This window comes from Burkholderia cenocepacia, from assembly GCF_900446215.1.
Taxonomy (GTDB): Bacteria; Pseudomonadota; Gammaproteobacteria; order Burkholderiales; family Burkholderiaceae; genus Burkholderia; species Burkholderia cenocepacia.
In genome coordinates this window covers 1,898,813-1,915,487 of sequence record NZ_UAQZ01000001.1, presented here as the reverse complement: position 1 = coordinate 1,915,487, position 16,675 = coordinate 1,898,813, and the positions used below count along the sequence as shown (strand labels likewise).

The window sequence follows — 16,675 nt, the reverse complement described above, 5'->3', positions numbered from 1 at the left end:
CGCGTCAGCCTTTTTCCTGGCGCGCGATCATGTGCGCGAGATCGAGCGTCGCGCGATCGCCGTTGGTAACGAGGCGGTCGATCACCGAGCAAAGCGCCTTGAACTCGGTTTTCGTCACGCCTTCGAACAGCACGTTGTTGATGCGTTGCTGCGTATCGGCGAGCGCTTTCAGCAGCTTCGAGCCGGCCGGCGTGACCGTGAGCCGCATCTTGCGCTTGTCGTCGGGGTCCGCGCGTTTGTCGATCAGGCCGAGCTTCTTCAGCTTGCCGGTCTCGATCGTGACGAACGCGCCGCTCAGGTGCAGATGATCGGCGAGGCGGTTGACGGTCACGACGTCGTCGTGCGACAGATGGGCGACCGACACGAGCAATGAATACTGGATGCCGGTGAGGCCGATCAACGAGCCGAAACCGTCGCGCACCGACAGCAGGCGCGCCGCGAACGGCAGCAGCCCGTTGATCAGGTGGCGGAATTCCGTGTCCGTGCCGTCGATCAGGCAGGCCGGGTTGGTAATGGTCAGAACGGACTCCTCTTGCTGCTTGGCCATGACGTCGACGCTCCGTGCGGTCATGCGAATTTAGCTTTGAAACGAAATTATACGGCAAAGGCACCTGCGGCCTCCGCCAGCCCGGCCGCCCGCATGCGGCCCGATTTCCCCTATCAGGAGGTTCGCGCATGCCCTTCCCGCTTCATCCCGCCACGGTTCGCGCGCTGCTCGAATGCTATCTGCGCGCGAAGGACCTGAACCAGGCCGCGCTGATCGCCGACTGCTTCGCGGCCCATGCCGAGCTGAGCTTTTCGCTCGCCAGCGACGACATCGACTTTCCGCCGCGCGTGACCGGTGTGACGGCCATTGCGCATACGCTGGTCGAGGCATTCGGCGAGCGGTTCGAGCAGTGCCGGACCTACTACGTCTGCGCGCAGCCGCCCGTCGACGGGCACGGCGTCAGCCGCATGCCGTGGCTCGTCGTGATGCGACAGAAGGACAACGGCGCACTGCGGATCGGACATGGCACGTACCGCTGGCAGTTCGCCGTCGACGGCGCAAACGACGACGTTGCGCGAGTTGCCGCGCTGCACATTCATATCGCGCGGATGGATACGATCGACGATCCGCAGTCGTTGAAACTCGAGCGGCTGCAGGCGGCGTTCGGGTATCCGTGGCTGCCGGCGCACGCGTTCGCGCGCGGGCTCGCGGACGTCGCGGCGGTGCATCCGGATTGGGCATTCCTGGCGCCGTTCGAGCAGGCGGCCGCGTCGGCCATCGACTGACGCCCCGCTGCATCACGGCGCCGCGCGCGATCCCTCATTACCGGCCAGCAACTGCGCGGCGGTCATGACGCGCGGGTCGTCGCCCGTCAGATGCGCGCCGTAATAGGCGATCGACGCCTGCTCGTCGAGCAACAGCGGAATCGCGACCCGCCCGAGCAGCGCGCGTTCGATCGCGTCGCCGAACGTGAATCCCGCCAGATAGACGCCGTCCATCACGCAATTCGTCGTGAATACGCGGCCCTGCGCATCGACATAAAACTCGACGTAGCCGAGATCGTCCTCGGCGATTCCGATCATCGTCGTGTCGAGCGCCCGCTCCCACGCGGCAATCTGTTCATCCTGACGCTCCAGTGCGCGAAACGCGATGCCCATCGGCGCGCAGGTCTCCCCGCTGCGCCGGGCCGGCTCCGCCCCCACGATCAACGTGCCGAATTCGCGCAGGATCGTATCGCCCGGATGTTCGCCGTCGCGGGCCGATAGACGGCCGTCGGCAGGGCCGCGCCATCCGGCCGCGACAAACAGCGGCCTGACCGTCAACGGAATCTCGATCACGAAAATGCTCCTGAAGTTACCGCATACGATACGACACGCGCGAACACTCTCCGCAGCGCGGACAGCATGCGCCGCGCTCGCCCTCACACACCGTCGAGCGCGCGCCGCACACCGTCCCAATCGAGCCCGAACCGCGCGAGATACTTGCGCAGGCGGTCCGCGTCGTTCGGCTGCTTCTTGCTCTGCCGCGATACCGCGAACAGCGTGCGCCCGGCTTCCGACAGGCTCGCCGACGTGCGGCACACGTCGAGCACGCGTTCGAGCTGCGCACGGTCGAACAGGTCGAGTTCCGCCGCGCGCGCACCGAACACCGCGTCGACGCACGCATCGGATGCCCCCGTGCCCCCCGGCGGCGACCACGTGCGCGTCAGCCGCTCGACTTCCTGCTCGGCGAGCGCCTCGGTAATGCGCCCCGCATCGGCCAGCGTCGCCATCCGGGTGACCGACGCCGACAACTCGCGGAAGTTGCCGGCCCACGTCGCGCGCGGCGAGGCCGCGAACGCGAGATAGCGCCGCTTCGCCTCGACGTTGAACCGCACCTGCTCGCCCTGCTCGCGACCGAACCGGTCGAGCTCGAATTCGAGGTTCGGCTCGATGTCCTCGCGGCGCTCGGCCAGCCCTGGCAATTCATAGGTCCAGAGGTTGATCCGCGCATAGAGGTCCTCGCGGAACGTGCCGGCCGCCACCATCTGCCGCAGATCGCGGTGCGTGCCCGCAATCAGTTCGAAATCGCTGGTCGCCTCGACGTCCGCGCCGACCGGCAGGAAGCGCTTCTCCTCGATCGCCTTCAGCAGCATCGCCTGTTCGTCGAGCCCGAGTTCGCCGATCTCGTCGAGAAACAGCAGCCCGCCGTCCGCCGCGCGCAGCAGCCCCGCGCGCGCCGACTGCGCCCCTGTGAACGCGCCCTTCACGTGACCGAACAGCGTCGACATCGCCGCGTCGCCGCGCAGCGTCGCGCAGTTGATCTCGATGAACGGCCCCGCGAGCCGATGCCGGCCGCGCTTCAGCTCGTACACGCGCTTCGCGAGAAACGACTTGCCGGCCCCCGTCGGCCCGACCAGCAGCATCGGCGCGCGCGAACGCACCGCCACGCGCTCGAGTTGCTCGATCAGCGCATTGAAGCGCGCGTTGCGCGTCGCGATGCCGGCCTTCAGGAACGACACCGTTTCGTCGCGCTCGCGCGTGAAGCGCTGCGCGATCCGGTTGTAGCGCGACAGGTCGAGATCGATCACCGAGATCGTGCCCGGCCCGCTCGGCCCTTCGTCGGTTCGCTGCGGCGGCCCCGTCTGCACGAGGCGCGCGGGCAGGTAGCGCGCTTCCGCGAGCAGGAACCAGCAGATCTGCGCGACGTGCGTGCCGGTCGTGATGTGGATCAGGTAATCCTCGTGTTCGAGGTCGAACGGATACGCGCGTGCGTAATCGTGCAGCGTCGCATAGACCTCCTCGAAATCCCACGGATCGTGGAGCGTGACCGGCGTGAGCCGCACATCGGTGTGCGGCGACACGCGCGCGAGATCGTCCCGCACCTGGTTGGCGAGACGCGTGTAGTCCAGCGAATGCAGCAGTTCGAGCCGGTCGATCGGCAGGTCGGGCTGCTCGCACAGCGAAATCGTCGGCCGCCATTTGCGGTAACGGCGCGGCGCGCGGCCGCCTTGGTCGAGCACGGTGCCGAGAAAACCGATCGCGACGGTTTTGCGCATGTTTATCTCATGAGATAAGAAGCGATCTGATTGTATCGGATATTCATGACCGCGAGGTGCCGACAGCGTCGATGCCGGACCCTGCAAATCAGATAATTCCCTTTTAATTTCAATATGTTGTGAGATTCCCAGAAGCACCGGCCGCTCCCTGGCACGCTCCTCGCTAAATATAAGACGCCGGATGTCCCGCTGGCCCACGAGCCAGGGTTCGACAAGCCCTGCTGGTGCGCCGCCGCCGAACCTCGTTCGTCGCGGTAGCGCATGCCGCCATGGACAGACGAAGGCAACGGGGCGCGCGCCAGGATGCCTCGCCCGGGTTCGAATCCCGGGGCGCCCATTGTTCGAAAGCTCAGCCAGGTGGAGCAGCCGGCGAAAGCCGGCCGGTGGCGGGTTCGAATCCCGCTCGAACGCTGTCCGCAAGGACGGTCTCGTATGAAGGCAGTACCCGCCGGTGCGGGCCGACAGGCCCGCCGCGCGTCGGACCGGTTGCGGTTCCGCGCGATCGGCCGGGCGGCCGCACGGCCCGCGCGAAGGCGCACGACGACGCAATGCAGCAGGCGTCGCCATGCGTTTCGACGCCGGCCGGCGCGCCGCCCGCCCGATTGCGTCGCCCCGCGATCCGCACGATGCGCGTTACCCGGCGGCCATTGAAGAAAAGGACAAAAATATGTGGAAGCGTCATGTGGTGAAAAAGAACGAACGCGCGCTGCTGATGAGCGAGGGCGACTTCGTGAAGGTGCTGGAACCGGGCGTGTTCAAGGCCTTCGATCCGTTCAAGCGCCTGTCGGTGCAGACCGCGCGTCTCGACGCGCCGCTCGCCGACGACGCGCTGGCCGACTACCTGCGTCACGACGCACCGGACGTGCTCGCGCGGTATTTCGTCGCGATGGATCTCGCCGACGACGAAGCCGGCCTGCGCTATGAAGACGACGTGCTCGTCGAGATTCTGGCACCCGGCACGCGCCGGCTGTACTGGCGCGGCCTGACCGCGCATCGGCTGGAGCGCATCGACCTCGCGCAGGACAGCATGCTGCCTGCGGCGCTGGTGAAGCGCATCGCGCAACCGTCGCTGCGTGCGCGCGGCGTGGCGGGGCTGACGGGCGTGCTCCTGGCGCAGGTGCCGGCGTACCACGTCGCCGTGCTGAAGGTCGACGGCAAGATCGAGCGGCTGCTGGACGCGGGTGCGTCGGCGTTCTGGCGCTTCAACCGCGACGTCGCGGTCGAGCTGGTCGACCTGCGCTTGCAGGCGATCGAGGTCGGCGGGCAGGAAATCCTGACGCGCGACAAGGTCGCGCTGCGGCTGAACCTGTCGGCGACGTGGCGCTATGCGGACGTGCTGCATGCGTTCGGCCAGTTGCAGAAGCCGGTCGAACACCTGTACCGCGAGTTGCAGTTCGCGCTGCGTTCGGCGGTCGGCACGCGCTCGCTCGACGAGCTGCTGGAGGACAAGCAGTCGCTCGACGAGGTCGTGATCGCGCAGGTGCGCGCCCGTCTCGACGGTTCGGGCGTGGACGTGCGCAGCGTCGGCGTGAAGGATATCGTGCTGCCGGGCGACATGAAGACGATTCTCGCGCAGGTGGTCGAAGCGGAGAAATCCGCGCAGGCGAACGTGATTCGCCGCCGCGAGGAAACGGCGGCCACGCGTTCGCTGCTAAACACCGCGAAGGTGATGGAAGAAAACCCGACCGCGCTGCGGCTCAAGGAGCTGGAAACGCTCGAGCGCGTCGCGGAACGGATCGACCGCATCTCGGTGTTCGGCGGTCTCGACCAGGTGCTGAACGGGCTCGTCAGCATCAAGGGCACGTAATGCAGGTTCCGGCGCGATGCAGATGTGTCGCGCCGGTCCCGAAATGAATCAGGTGAAGCAAATGACCGACATGGACATGGATTATCAGGTGATGGAACTGGCGAACGGCAAGCCGGTGAAAATGTGGACGCAAGGCGTCGCCGTCGAGGACGAAGCGCGCGCGCAACTGCGCAACACCGCGCAAATGCCGTTCATCTTCGGCCACGTCGCGGTGATGCCGGACGTGCACCTCGGCAAGGGCTCGACGATCGGCAGCGTGATTCCGACGAAGGGCGCGATCATCCCGGCCGCGGTCGGCGTCGACATCGGCTGCGGAATGATGGCCGCGCGCACGACGCTGACGGCGGCCGACCTGCCCGATTCGCTTGGCGGGCTGCGCAGCGCGATCGAACGCGCGGTGCCGCACGGCCGCGCGCCGGGCCGGCGCGACCCGGGCGCATGGGGCGATCGCACCCCGGCCGCCGTGACCGACGCGTGGAAATCGCTGCAGCCGGGCTTTCAGCGCATCGTCGACAAGTATCCGAAGCTGGCAAAGACGAACCACTACGCGCATCTCGGCACGCTCGGCACCGGCAACCACTTCATCGAAGTGTGCATCGACGAGGCGGACCGCGTGTGGTTCATGCTGCACAGCGGCTCGCGCGGCGTCGGCAATGCGATCGGCAGCCTGTTCATCGAACTCGCGCAGGCCGACATGCGACAACACATCGCGAACCTGCCCGACCGTAATCTCGCGTACTTCACCGAAGGCAGCCGGCACTTCGACGATTACGTCGAGGCGGTCGGCTGGGCGCAGGACTACGCGCGGCGCAACCGGCAGGCGATGATGGACGCGGTGATCGGCGCGGCGCGCGGCGTGATCGGCACACCGTTCTCGGTCGACGCGCATGCGGTGAACTGCCACCACAACTACGTGCAGCGCGAACGCCACTTCGGCGAAGACGTGCTCGTCACGCGCAAGGGCGCGGTGTCCGCGCAGAAGGGGCAGCTCGGGATCATTCCGGGTTCGATGGGCGCGAAGAGCTTCATCGTGCGCGGGCTCGGCAACCCGGAAAGCTTCTGCTCGTGCAGCCACGGCGCGGGCCGGACGATGAGCCGCACCGAAGCGAAGCGCCGCTTCACCGCCGACGATCAGGCGAAGGCGACGCAGGGTGTCGAATGCCGGAAGGACGCGGGCGTCGTCGACGAAATCCCGATGGCCTACAAGGACATCGACGCGGTGATGGCGGCCCAGCGCAGCCTCGTCGAAGTGGTGCATACGCTGCGCCAGGTGGTGTGCGTGAAGGGATAGCGCGGTGTGCGGCCGAGGGCCAGCGGCCGCGCACAACGAAAGGAAAACGACAACGATGAAAACCGACAACGCAATGACGGCCGTGCGCAGCGCGCATCCGATCGACCCGGCGGTACGGGCACGCGTGATGGCGGAGCTCGCGGAAGTCGAACGCCGCCATGATGTATGCGTGCTGTTCGCGTGCGAATCGGGCAGCCGCGGCTGGGGCTTCGCTTCGCCGGACAGCGATTACGACGTACGCTTCGTGTACGCCCACCGGCGCGACTGGTACTTGAGCGTCGAACCGCAACGCGACGTGATCGAGCGGCCGCTCGACGACGAGCTCGACGTCAGCGGCTGGGAATTGCGCAAGGCGTTGCAACTGCTGCGACGCTCGAATCCGACGCTGCTCGAATGGCTCGACTCGCCCGTCGTGTATCGCGAAGATGCGCGCTGGGCGCCGCGACTCAGATCGCTGGCATCGGCGTTCTTCTCGCCGGTACGCGGGCGTCATCACTACCTCGCGATGGCGAAGAAAAATTTCCGCGGCAATCTGCAAGGCGACACGGTGCGTTACAAGAAGTACCTGTACGTACTGCGTCCGCTGCTCGCGGTGCGCTGGATCGACATGGGGCTCGGCATGCCGCCGATGCGCTTCGCCGATCTCGTCGACGGGACCGTGCACGAGCCGACGGTGCGCGCGGAGCTCAATGCGCTGCTCGCGCTGAAGATGAGCGCGAACGAAGGCGAATACGGGCCGCGCCGGCCGGCGATCCACGCGCTGGTCGAGACGATGCTGGCCGATGCCGAACACGATCGCGAATACAAGCGGCCGTGGGGCGACGTGGCGATGCTCGACGCGTTCCTGCGCGACGTGGTCGACGGCCGATGAAAAGTGAACGGCGCGATGCCTGCGGGGATCGCGCCATTTTTGCATCCGCACTCGTCCGATCGATGCAGGCGAGCAACGATCGTGCCCGCGTACGACGTGTCGTCGCAACGGTCGCAGCCCATCGCGGCGGTATACTCGATGCCGTTCGGCACAGCGCGCCGCCGCATGCGCCGCAGCCTTCGACCTGCCCCGCCTGCTGACGATGCGCTTGCAATCCGGCATCTTCCGCCCGTCCATCCACAGTCGATACGAACCGTCATGTCGCACCGCCTTTCGCTCGCCATCGCCGCCCTCCTCGCCGTTTCCCCGTTCGTTGCCAAGGCCCGCCCGCTCGCGCGGCCGCCGGTCGAACGCGACTTCAAGAACTGGTCGGTCGTTTGCGACAACGGCAACCGCTGCATTGCCGAAAGCCACGCGGACGATATCGATGATGCACGCACCCGCCTCATCCTGCGCGTGACGCGCGATGCCGGCCCGGACGCGCCAGCCTCGCTCGACATCTATGCGTCGGCGCCGCTGGACCTGCGCAGCGCACGCGTGGATGGTCGTCCGTTCGATGCAATGGCGGCCCGATGGCATGCGTTCGGCGGCAAACCGGCCGATGACGACGCGCACCCGTTCCGGATCCGGACCAACGATCCGGCAACGGTCGCCGCATGGCTCACCGCGTCGCGCAATGCGCAACTGCTGAGCTTCGGCGATCCGGCGTCGGCCCAAACCGCCCGCACGCCGTTGACGGGATTGAGTGCGGCGCTGCTGTTGATCGACGACACGCAGGGCCGTGTCGGCACCGTCACGGCGTTGCTGCGCCCGGGCACCCGGCCGGCGTCGGCGGTGCCCGTCGCACCGGCACTGCCACCCGCCGTCACGCCGGCCCCGGCCGTCGCAAACCTGTCGGCCGCGGAGCAACGGCCGCTCGTCGATGCGGTGCTCGCGAAGTTCGGCGGCGACGTGAAGCAATGTGCGACCGATGTCGAAGACGAAATGCCGGCGAACGATCGCAGGAAGGCGTCGACTGCCGTGGCCGTCTCCGCCGACGAAGCGCTGGTCGCGATACCGTGCCAGACCAGCAGCCTGTATAACCACACCGACCTGTGGTATCGCGTGCGGCGAACCGCGCCCTACTCGCCGACGGCGATGAATTTCGGCGAGAACGCGAACGCGGGACTCGATTCGGCGTCGTTCGCAAACGAACTGACCGACGCCGGCTACGATCCCGCCAGCGCGACGCTGTCGAGCAAGGTCAGACTGCGCAGTGCCGGCGATTGCGGCTCGACCGCATCGTGGATCTTCGACGGCCGGCACTTCGTGCTCAGCGATATCGCCACGCACGGCACTTGCAACGGCTTGTTCGACGATCAGTGGCCACGCCTGTATCGACGGGCCGATGCGAGCGGAAGCCGCTGACGCACGTATCGCACCGAAACACACCGGCAGACATAACCCATAACAAACCGAGGGGCCGAACCATGCATCACCCGTTTATCGCCGCGTCGCGCCACACAGCCGCGACGCGGCGTACGCGCGAGCGGCTCAGCGCGCTTGCGTTTGCGCTGATCGCCATCACCGCATTCGCGTCGACGCCGGTGCGCGCGGCAAACGCCGACGAGTCGGTCGAGATCCCGTTCTGGTCGCGTGACTGGGCCGGCACGATCGGCAACCGGCACGTCGAAGTCTCGTTGTCGCGCGTCGGCGACACGGTATCGGGCTGGTACTGCTACGCGCCATGCACGTCCGACAAACGCTATCGGCTCGCATTGAAGGGAACGCTCGACGCGCACGGTGCGACGCTGTCGGAACGGGATAGCGGCGCGAAAGCCGACGCCGATCGCGTAACGGGCAAGTGGCGCGTCGCTTCTCTCGACGATGCGGTAACCGGCACATGGACCGCACCGGACGGCAAGCGCACACTCCCTGTCTCGCTCGCGCAGAAGCACGACGGCAGAGCGTTTCCCTACGACATCCGCCTCGTCGCCGACCATCTGCCGGACGACGGCGGTTCGTGCACCGACGCACCTGAAGTCACCGCAATCCGCCTGTACGACCACGGCCGCCTCGTCCAGACGCTAAAGACCGATTCGCGGGGCACCTGCAACCTGTTCACGCCGGATTTCGCCGACGTGAACTTCGATGGCTGGCCCGACTTGATGCTCGCGCAATCGATGGGGGCCGGTCCGAACATCCCGTACCAGACGTGGATCTTCAACCCGACAACGCGGCGCTTCGCCGATGCGCCGCCGGGACTGCAAGACATCACGTCGCCGGATTTCGATCCGGTGCACCGGATCGTCTGGACGAGCTGGCGCGCGAGCTGCTGCGAGCACGGCGTGACGACCTACCGCTGGCAGGGCAACGACGTGAAGGAGGTCGACTCGGCGAGCAGCTACTTGCTGCCCGTGCTCGACGGAAACACGCGTCGCTATTGCTACATCGTGCCCGGCTACGGCAACGGCCATATCGAGTATCCGCAACGCATCGAGCAGACCGATACCGGGCTGCGCTCGACGCTGGGCGCGCTGAAGGACTGCGAGGCGGGCGATTCGGCTCAGATGTCGCGGGTATATATCGACATCTGGAAGCCGGGCGCGCCGGGTGGCGCCCCGACGCTCGTGCGTACCGAAAGGGTCGCCTGGAAACGGACGTCGACGCGCGCCGGCATGAAGTTCTGCCCGGACGTGCCGTTCTACGACAACGGCCGCATCCGCCGCATCCTGTTGCGCGACGATCCCGACCAGTGCAGCGACTCGAATCCCGACGAGAACTAGTGTGCGGCGCGCCCGCAAGGGCGCACCGGCGTCACTTCACGCGGCGCCAACGATCGAGATCGAGAACCCGTCCCAGCCCTTCTGCCCGACCGTCTGCACGGCGGTCGTCATGAGCGCCGGCTCGGCCGCGAGCCGGGCGAACCCGGCGCGCACGCCGGCCACGTCCGGCTCGCGATTGTCCGGATCGGCCACGCGCCCGTTGCGCACGACGTTGTCGACGACGATCACCGTGCCGGGCCGCGACAGCTTCAGCGCCGCATCGAGATAGACGGCGTTGTTGTCCTTGTCCGCATCGATGAAGATGAAGTCGAACGGCGCCTCGCCCGTGTCGATGAGCCGCGCAAGACTGTCCTTCGCGCTGCCGACCACCACCGACACGACCTGCGCGAATCCGGCGCGCGCGATGTTCTGCGTCGCGACCTTCGCGTGTGCGGGATTCAGCTCGAGCGTCACGAGCGCGCCGCCCGGCGGCAACGCGCGCGCCAGCCAGATCGTGCTGTAGCCGCCGAGCGTGCCGACCTCGAGAATCCGCCGCGCGCCGCGGATCGTCGCGAGCAGCTGCAACAGCTTGCCCTGGTTCGGCGCGACGTTGATCGCCGGCAGCCCGGCCGCGTCGCTCGCCGCCAGCGCGGCGTCGAGTACGGCGTCGGACGGCACGAGCGTCGCCGAGAAATACGCATCCACCTGGTTCCACCGATCCTGATCCATCGCGCACCTTTCGTCTGCGGAAAAGGGCATTCTATGCGCCGCGCCTCCATAAGCAACCCACCATTCGTTCTAAGGGCAGCCGCGCACGTGCTCCTATAATCGCCGGACGGCAGGACCCCTCGACCTTCACAACAACAAACGGAGCACCCATGACCGATCAGGCCAAGCCGAACTGGCGCCTCGAAACCATCGCCGTGCACGGCGGTTATCGTCCCGACCCGACCACGCGCGCGGTCGCCGTCCCGATCTACCAGACCGTTGCGTACGCATTCGACGACACGCAGCACGGCGCCGACCTGTTCGACCTGAAGGTCCAGGGCAACATCTACACGCGGATCATGAACCCGACGACGGACGTGCTCGAGCAGCGGATCGCCGCGCTCGAGGGCGGCATCGGCGCGCTCGCGCTCGCGTCGGGGCAAGCCGCCGTCACGTACGCGATCCAGACGATCGCCGAAGCCGGCGACAACATCGTGTCCGCGAGTTCGCTGTATGGCGGCACCTACAACCTGTTCGCGCACACGCTGCCGCAATACGGGATCGCCACGCGTTTCGCCGACCCGCGCGACCCCGCGTCGTTCGAACCGCTGATCGACGCACGCACGAAGGCGATCTTCGCGGAATCGGTCGGCAACCCGCTCGGCAACGTCACCGACATCGCCGCGCTTGCGGCAGTCGCGCATCGCCACGGCATCCCGCTGATCGTCGACAACACGGTGCCGTCGCCGTACCTGCTGCGCCCGTTCGAGCACGGCGCGGACATCGTCGTGCACTCGCTGACGAAGTATCTCGGCGGGCACGGCACGAGCCTCGGCGGCGCGATCGTCGATTCGGGCAAGTTCCCGTGGGCCGACCACGCGGACCGCTTCAAGCGGCTGAACGAGCCGGACGTCAGCTATCACGGCGTCGTCTATACCGAAGCATTCGGGCCGGCCGCGTATATCGGCCGCGCCCGCGTGGTGCCGCTGCGCAACATGGGCGCGGCGATCTCGCCGTTCAACGCGTTCCAGATCCTGCAGGGAATCGAGACGCTCGCGCTGCGTATCGAACGCATCAGCGACAACGCGCTGAAGATCGCGCAGCATCTCGCGCGCCACGAGCACGTCGAATGGGTGAACTATGCGGGCTTGCCCGATCATCCCGATCATCCGCTCGTCGCGCGCTACCTGTCGGGCCGCGCGCCGGGCATCCTGACGTTCGGCGTGAAGGGCGGCCGCGACGGCGGCGCGAAGTTCCAGGATGCGCTGCAGCTGTTCACGCGGCTCGTCAACATCGGCGATACGAAGTCGCTCGCGACGCACCCGGCCTCGACCACGCATCGTCAGTTGTCGCCGGCCGAACTCGCGAAGGCCGGCGTGAAGGAGGAAACGGTGCGGCTGTCGATCGGCATCGAGCATATCGACGACCTGCTCGCCGATCTCGACCAGGCGCTCGCGCAGCTTTGAGCGCAACGGGCGCGCCGGCCGCTTGCCGGTGCGTCCGCATCAAACCGCTTGACTCTGGAGCGGCTTCAAGGTGTTCAATCCCCGGTTGATGCCGGGGCGATGCCCGGTGTGTACGATCGTGCGACGCAGCGCCCGCTGCGCCACGCCAACCGCTGAGAGGCCTCATGACACCGACCGCGAAGCTCGCGCTGCTCACGTTACCGCCCGTGCTGGCGGCCTGTTTCGGCGCCCTCGCGGCCGCGTGGCGCGCGCCCGGCCCGAAAACGTCGAGCGTGATCCAGCATTTCACCGGCGGCATCGTGTTCGCGGCCGCCGCGCTCGAACTGCTGCCGCAGGACCGCGCACATGCGCTGTTTCCGGTCGTCGTCGGCTTCGTGCTGGGCCTTGCGCTGATGCTGGCGATCCGCGCGCTGTCGGGCGCGATCGAGACGCGCTTCGAGACGGCGCGGTTGCCGGTGAGCCTGATCATCGTCACCGCGATCGACCTCGTCGTCGACGGCCTGGTGCTCGGCATCGCCTTTTCCGCGAGCGACGAAAGCGGCATCATCCTGACCGTCGCGCTGACGCTCGAGGTGCTGTTCCTCGCGCTGTCGGTCAGCGCGGCGCTGGCCGCGGCCGGCATCGGCCGCTTGCTGTCGATCGTCGTGCCGGTCGCGCTCGCGGCGCTGCTGAGCGTCGCGGCCGTGGCCGGCAATGCGGCGTTCGCCGGGCTGCCGGCGAATATCTATGCGGCGCTGCTGGGGCTCGGCACGGTCGCGCTGTTGTACCTCGTCACCGAGGAACTGCTGGTCGAAGCGCACGAAGTACCCGAGACACCGTTCTCGACGGCTGCGTTCTTCATCGGCTTCATCGTGTTCTTCCTGATCGAAGGATCGGTGAAAGCCTGACGCGCCGCGCTCGACGGCGCGACGGCTACCAGGTCGTCGCGCCGGTCGGATAGGTATCGACGATCCGCGTGCCGTTGACAGGCGTGACACCCGCGTTGCGCAGCGCGGTCCACAGGTCGATCGCATGTTCGCGCGATTTGCGGCTGCCGTCGTCGGTCAGCACGTTCAGCGCGACCACTTCGTCGCGCGTGGTCAGTTGCAGTTGTTCCTTCAGCTTGCATGACTGATGCGATGCGGTGCGAACGTCGCCGAGCACGATCGCCTTCGCCGCGACGGTCGACTCGTCGCCGGCATCGGCTGGCACGAACGTCAGCCGGCCGTTGGCGACTTCGCATCGCCCACGCGTGAACGTCGCAGTCCACGCGCCGGCCGGCACGGCCGCGAACTCACAGCGCATCCGCTCGTTCGCACGGCTGCCGGCGTCGTGCGCCGGCGCGTGCGACAGTGCGCGTTCCGGCCAGCCTGCCGCCATCGCGGCCGTCGACATCAGGCATGCCGCCAGCACGATTCCCTTCGCGACATTGCGCATCGCGCTCTCCTTTCCGTCGATCAACGTTCAAAGCACCGCGAAGCGGTTGTCGTGTGCATCGACCATCGGCATCTTCTCGCCGCGATGAACGGTCGCGCGATGAATCTCCTGATTGCGCGCGACGGCGGCCGGACTCGCCGGATAGTCGTGATTCGGGCTCGGAATCACGCCGTCGTGACGCGCGCGCACCAGTTCCTGAATCACTTCCTGACGGCTCTTCGGCTGCGCGGCCACGGCTTGGGAGAACGCTGCAATCGACAGCGCGGCGGCGGCAATGACGATCATCGGACGCGGGATGTTCATGTTGGGGCTCCTTGCTGGAATGCCGTGACTGGAGCCTTCACTTTGATCCCGCGGCGGTGCGGATCCGTGATCGCCTGATGACGGTTTCGTCATCGTTCACGCATCTTTCACATCGCAGTGCGAATGAAATTCACCGCACGTTTCAGCGCGCATGACATTGCGATGACATTTTTCTCATTTGTCCCTCACCGTCACGATCCGAACGCTTTCCAGAATCGCCACCGCAATCGCGATATTCCGGCCCGTCGCGACACAAGTTCGGCGCCGGCATCGAACGATGCACGAAACGATCATCTTGAACTTCAGGGACACACCATGAAAACTCCGGTTCGACTCGTCATGATGTCAGGGGTGCTGCTGACGACCGCGCACGCAGCGCAGGCAACGGAAGTCACGCTGTACGGCCTGTTCGATACGTCGCTGACGGTCGTGTGGAACGCCGATGCGCAGGGCAAGAACCTCGTCGGCCTCGGCAACGGCAACCTGCTCGGCAACCGCTTCGGCGTGAAAGGCGCGGAGGATCTCGGCGGCGGGCTGAAAGCGATCTTCACGCTGGAAAACGGCTTCAACCCGAACACCGGCGCGCTCGGGCAAGGCAACCGGATGTTCGGTCGGCAAGCGTTCGTCGGGCTGGAAAGCGCGCGCTGGGGGACGCTGACGCTCGGCCGCCAGTACGACGCGCTCGCCGATGTCGCGTGGCCGATCACCGGCGATTTCTACTTCGGCAGCGTGTACGCGACACCCGGCGACGTCGACAACTACGACACGTCGTCGCGCACCGACAACGCGGTGAAGTACACGTCGCCCGTGGTCGGCGGCTTCCAGTTCGTCGGCATGTACGCGCTCGGCGGTGTGGCCGGCAAGAGCGGCGCCGGCCAAACCTGGTCGGCCGGCCTGTCGTACAACCATGGCCCGTTCGACGCGGCGGGCGGCTACTACTATGCGGCCAACCGCGCCTCGCTCGCCAACGGCGTCCGGACCGGCTGGAACGGCACGTCGGATGGCACGTTCGACGGGTCGCTGGTCAACGGCGGCTACCTCTCCGCGAAGTCGATCGGCATCGCACGCGGCGCGTTGCGCTACACCTTCGCGCCGTTCACGGTCGGTATCGACTACAGCAATGCGCAGTACAAGGCCGATGCGATGTCGGCCTTTCGCAGCACGCAGAAATACGACACCGCGCGCGGGTTCTTCAACTATCAGGCAACCGCGAGCCTGCTCGTCGGCGTCGGCTACAGCTACACGAAGGCCCGCGGCGATACGAGCGCGACCTACCATCAGGTGTCCGCCGGCGCCGACTACGTGCTGTCGAAGCGCACCGATCTCTATGCGGTCGGCGCGTGGCAGCGCGCGAACGGCGAACAGCGTACGCCCGACGGCGGCACGCAGGCGGCCCAGGCGTCGATCGGCTCGTACGGCTACGGCGGCACGCGTACGCAGGGCATCCTCAATCTCGGGTTGCGCCACCGGTTCTGACTGCGACAGCCAACCCTGCGCGCTGCGTGACGCAAATTTCATGTTCCGATCAGGTTCGCGATGCGTCGCGTCGCTACGATCGGAACGGTAGCGGGCCATGCCCGTTTCCGTCCACGCAGCGGGTCGCTGCCGCACGGCACGATCACGCATTAGGCCCGGGCTCGCCGAGTACCGGGCTTTTTTTTACGCGGGCCCGACGATCACGGTGCGGAATTGCGCCGCGGGTACACGCACGGATGCGTTTTCACATACAGGTTCGGATTGCCGCAGCGATGCCCGGCATAGTCGATTTGCTCGCCCGGCGTCAGATCGGCCGGCGCGGGCTTGCGCGCGGCAGCAGGGGGGGTGACCGTGGCGCCGGAACGTGTCGATGCGCAACCCGAGAACAACGGGACGATCAGGACTGCGATCAAGGCGAGGCGAATGGCGGGACGATGCAATTTTCGGTCCGGAATGAAGGTCTGAACGACGCCGTCCGCGCTCGATGCTGCTGGCGCGACCGGCACGAACGCCGCCGGCGCGGTCGGCCAGCGGCAGGCTTCATGTTCCGCTTCCCGCTCATCGCACCCATGACGCGAACATGACGGTTGCGTCATGTCGTTCGAGACCGCATGACGCGTTCTTGCCTCCGCAATCTGACGCATTTTTCATCTCGCGATCACGATCACGCACGGCTGCTTTCGCATACTGGGTCCATGGTTCGCCGCCCGGCGGCCCAGATCAAGGAGAGCACTCGATGAAAACGGCAAAACTCGCAGCACTGTTCGTCACCGCCACGCTGTCGCTCGGCATGGCCACCCAGGCGGCGTTCGCCCAGACGCAACCGCAAGGCAAGTCCCGCGCGCAGGTCGTCAACGAACTGAAGCAGGCGCAGCACGACGGCGTCGTGCCGACGAGCAAGACGCAGTACCCGCCGACCGGCGAGATCGTCGCGCGCAACAAGGAGCTTCACGGGATTTCGGTGCATGGCGGCGAGAAGAAGCCGCAGACCGACAATCACGACAACCTGACCGCGAAGCAATGATGACCGGCCACATGGCCGCGGGCAGCGCGCCGCGCGCGGCCCTCT

At 66.8% G+C, this 16,675-nt stretch carries 17 protein-coding genes and 1 tRNA gene; 11 read left to right on the top strand and 7 right to left on the bottom strand.

What is annotated here, in order from left to right:
• Nucleotides 1–4: 4 nt before the first annotated feature.
• Nucleotides 5–547 carry a MarR family winged helix-turn-helix transcriptional regulator gene (locus DTA15_RS08980; RefSeq protein ID WP_006490479.1) on the bottom strand — a complete coding sequence of 181 codons (543 nt, stop codon included), beginning with the start codon at nt 545–547 and terminating at the stop codon, nt 5–7.
• A 128-nt stretch (nt 548–675) separates the two neighbouring features.
• Between DTA15_RS08980 and DTA15_RS08975 the strand changes: the two genes are divergently transcribed.
• Nucleotides 676–1,272, top strand: coding sequence for a nuclear transport factor 2 family protein (locus DTA15_RS08975; protein ID WP_006490486.1), 597 nt, complete (start codon nt 676–678; stop codon nt 1,270–1,272).
• A 12-nt stretch (nt 1,273–1,284) separates the two neighbouring features.
• Here the strand turns inward: DTA15_RS08975 and DTA15_RS08970 are convergent, their stop codons facing one another.
• On the bottom strand, nt 1,285–1,824 hold the full coding sequence (locus DTA15_RS08970; RefSeq protein WP_006490472.1) for an SUKH-3 domain-containing protein: 540 nt from the start codon (nt 1,822–1,824) through the stop codon (nt 1,285–1,287).
• Between the two features lie 83 nt (nt 1,825–1,907).
• Complete coding sequence (rtcR, locus tag DTA15_RS08965) at nt 1,908–3,524, bottom strand: RNA repair transcriptional activator RtcR (protein ID WP_006490467.1); 1,617 nt, start codon at nt 3,522–3,524, stop codon at nt 1,908–1,910.
• 338 nt (nt 3,525–3,862) lie between these two features.
• Between rtcR and DTA15_RS38520 the strand changes: the two genes are divergently transcribed.
• The 6 genes from DTA15_RS38520 (at nt 3,863) to DTA15_RS08940 (ending at nt 10,258) form a co-directional block, all read left to right on the top strand.
• Nucleotides 3,863–3,935: transfer RNA gene (locus DTA15_RS38520), tRNA-Phe, on the top strand.
• A 256-nt stretch (nt 3,936–4,191) separates the two neighbouring features.
• Nucleotides 4,192–5,331, top strand: coding sequence for a slipin family protein (locus DTA15_RS08960; protein WP_012493155.1), 1,140 nt, complete (start codon nt 4,192–4,194; stop codon nt 5,329–5,331).
• A 70-nt stretch (nt 5,332–5,401) separates the two neighbouring features.
• Nucleotides 5,402–6,622: an RtcB family protein gene (locus DTA15_RS08955; protein WP_462477465.1), complete on the top strand. Its 1,221-nt coding sequence runs from the start codon at nt 5,402–5,404 to the stop codon at nt 6,620–6,622.
• A 55-nt stretch (nt 6,623–6,677) separates the two neighbouring features.
• Nucleotides 6,678–7,493 carry a nucleotidyltransferase domain-containing protein gene (locus DTA15_RS08950; RefSeq protein ID WP_006490462.1) on the top strand — a complete coding sequence of 272 codons (816 nt, stop codon included), beginning with the start codon at nt 6,678–6,680 and terminating at the stop codon, nt 7,491–7,493.
• 258 nt (nt 7,494–7,751) lie between these two features.
• Nucleotides 7,752–8,900, top strand: coding sequence for a DUF1176 domain-containing protein (locus tag DTA15_RS08945; protein ID WP_012493153.1), 1,149 nt, complete (start codon nt 7,752–7,754; stop codon nt 8,898–8,900).
• Between the two features lie 62 nt (nt 8,901–8,962).
• On the top strand, nt 8,963–10,258 hold the full coding sequence (locus DTA15_RS08940; RefSeq protein WP_006491429.1) for an XAC2610-related protein: 1,296 nt from the start codon (nt 8,963–8,965) through the stop codon (nt 10,256–10,258).
• A 36-nt stretch (nt 10,259–10,294) separates the two neighbouring features.
• Here the strand turns inward: DTA15_RS08940 and DTA15_RS08935 are convergent, their stop codons facing one another.
• On the bottom strand, nt 10,295–10,966 hold the full coding sequence (locus tag DTA15_RS08935) for an O-methyltransferase (RefSeq protein WP_006490487.1): 672 nt from the start codon (nt 10,964–10,966) through the stop codon (nt 10,295–10,297).
• A 149-nt stretch (nt 10,967–11,115) separates the two neighbouring features.
• Here DTA15_RS08935 and DTA15_RS08930 point away from each other — a divergent pair, with 149 nt between their 5' ends.
• Complete coding sequence (locus tag DTA15_RS08930) at nt 11,116–12,411, top strand: O-acetylhomoserine aminocarboxypropyltransferase/cysteine synthase family protein (RefSeq protein ID WP_006490458.1); 1,296 nt, start codon at nt 11,116–11,118, stop codon at nt 12,409–12,411.
• A gap of 164 nt (nt 12,412–12,575) precedes the next feature.
• Nucleotides 12,576–13,298, top strand: a complete 723-nt coding sequence (locus DTA15_RS08925) for a ZIP family metal transporter (RefSeq protein ID WP_006490456.1) — start codon at nt 12,576–12,578, stop codon at nt 13,296–13,298.
• Nucleotides 13,299–13,323: 25 nt separating this feature from the next.
• Here DTA15_RS08925 and DTA15_RS08920 read toward each other — a convergent pair whose 3' ends face one another.
• Together DTA15_RS08920 and DTA15_RS08915 are read right to left on the bottom strand one after the other, a co-directional pair.
• The gene (locus tag DTA15_RS08920) at nt 13,324–13,827 is read right to left on the bottom strand and encodes a hypothetical protein (protein ID WP_006490470.1); all 504 of its coding nucleotides are present in this window, start codon (nt 13,825–13,827) and stop codon (nt 13,324–13,326) included.
• 27 nt (nt 13,828–13,854) lie between these two features.
• Nucleotides 13,855–14,130 carry a DUF4148 domain-containing protein gene (locus DTA15_RS08915; RefSeq protein ID WP_006490480.1) on the bottom strand — a complete coding sequence of 92 codons (276 nt, stop codon included), beginning with the start codon at nt 14,128–14,130 and terminating at the stop codon, nt 13,855–13,857.
• Nucleotides 14,131–14,445: 315 nt separating this feature from the next.
• On the opposite strand from DTA15_RS08915, the gene DTA15_RS08910 reads away from it, so the two are divergent.
• Nucleotides 14,446–15,606, top strand: a complete 1,161-nt coding sequence (locus tag DTA15_RS08910; protein WP_012493152.1) for a porin — start codon at nt 14,446–14,448, stop codon at nt 15,604–15,606.
• A gap of 200 nt (nt 15,607–15,806) precedes the next feature.
• On the opposite strand, the gene DTA15_RS08905 is transcribed toward DTA15_RS08910, so the two are convergent.
• A complete protein-coding gene (locus tag DTA15_RS08905; protein WP_021033473.1) occupies nt 15,807–16,250 on the bottom strand; it encodes a hypothetical protein in 444 nt (147 codons plus the stop codon).
• Between the two features lie 92 nt (nt 16,251–16,342).
• Here DTA15_RS08905 and DTA15_RS08900 point away from each other — a divergent pair, with 92 nt between their 5' ends.
• Entirely contained in the window at nt 16,343–16,630 is a 288-nt protein-coding gene (locus DTA15_RS08900; protein ID WP_006490475.1) for a DUF4148 domain-containing protein, read from the top strand.
• Nucleotides 16,631–16,675 lie beyond the last annotated feature (45 nt).

Excerpts from the sequence above, each read along its gene's own strand:
- DTA15_RS08980 (WP_006490479.1), bottom strand. The coding sequence starts at position 547 with ATGGCCAAGCAGCAAGAGGAGTCCGTTCTGACCATTACCAACCCGGCC.
- DTA15_RS08975 (WP_006490486.1), top strand. The coding sequence starts at position 676 with ATGCCCTTCCCGCTTCATCCCGCCACGGTTCGCGCGCTGCTCGAATGC.
- rtcR (WP_006490467.1), bottom strand. The coding sequence starts at position 3,524 with ATGCGCAAAACCGTCGCGATCGGTTTTCTCGGCACCGTGCTCGACCAA.
- DTA15_RS08960 (WP_012493155.1), top strand. The coding sequence starts at position 4,192 with ATGTGGAAGCGTCATGTGGTGAAAAAGAACGAACGCGCGCTGCTGATG.
- DTA15_RS08955 (WP_462477465.1), top strand. The coding sequence starts at position 5,402 with ATGGACATGGATTATCAGGTGATGGAACTGGCGAACGGCAAGCCGGTG.
- DTA15_RS08950 (WP_006490462.1), top strand. The coding sequence starts at position 6,678 with ATGAAAACCGACAACGCAATGACGGCCGTGCGCAGCGCGCATCCGATC.
- DTA15_RS08945 (WP_012493153.1), top strand. The coding sequence starts at position 7,752 with ATGTCGCACCGCCTTTCGCTCGCCATCGCCGCCCTCCTCGCCGTTTCC.
- DTA15_RS08940 (WP_006491429.1), top strand. The coding sequence starts at position 8,963 with ATGCATCACCCGTTTATCGCCGCGTCGCGCCACACAGCCGCGACGCGG.
- DTA15_RS08935 (WP_006490487.1), bottom strand. The coding sequence starts at position 10,966 with ATGGATCAGGATCGGTGGAACCAGGTGGATGCGTATTTCTCGGCGACG.
- DTA15_RS08930 (WP_006490458.1), top strand. The coding sequence starts at position 11,116 with ATGACCGATCAGGCCAAGCCGAACTGGCGCCTCGAAACCATCGCCGTG.
- DTA15_RS08925 (WP_006490456.1), top strand. The coding sequence starts at position 12,576 with ATGACACCGACCGCGAAGCTCGCGCTGCTCACGTTACCGCCCGTGCTG.
- DTA15_RS08920 (WP_006490470.1), bottom strand. The coding sequence starts at position 13,827 with ATGCGCAATGTCGCGAAGGGAATCGTGCTGGCGGCATGCCTGATGTCG.
- DTA15_RS08915 (WP_006490480.1), bottom strand. The coding sequence starts at position 14,130 with ATGAACATCCCGCGTCCGATGATCGTCATTGCCGCCGCCGCGCTGTCG.
- DTA15_RS08910 (WP_012493152.1), top strand. The coding sequence starts at position 14,446 with ATGAAAACTCCGGTTCGACTCGTCATGATGTCAGGGGTGCTGCTGACG.
- DTA15_RS08905 (WP_021033473.1), bottom strand. The coding sequence starts at position 16,250 with ATGCGTCAGATTGCGGAGGCAAGAACGCGTCATGCGGTCTCGAACGAC.
- DTA15_RS08900 (WP_006490475.1), top strand. The coding sequence starts at position 16,343 with ATGAAAACGGCAAAACTCGCAGCACTGTTCGTCACCGCCACGCTGTCG.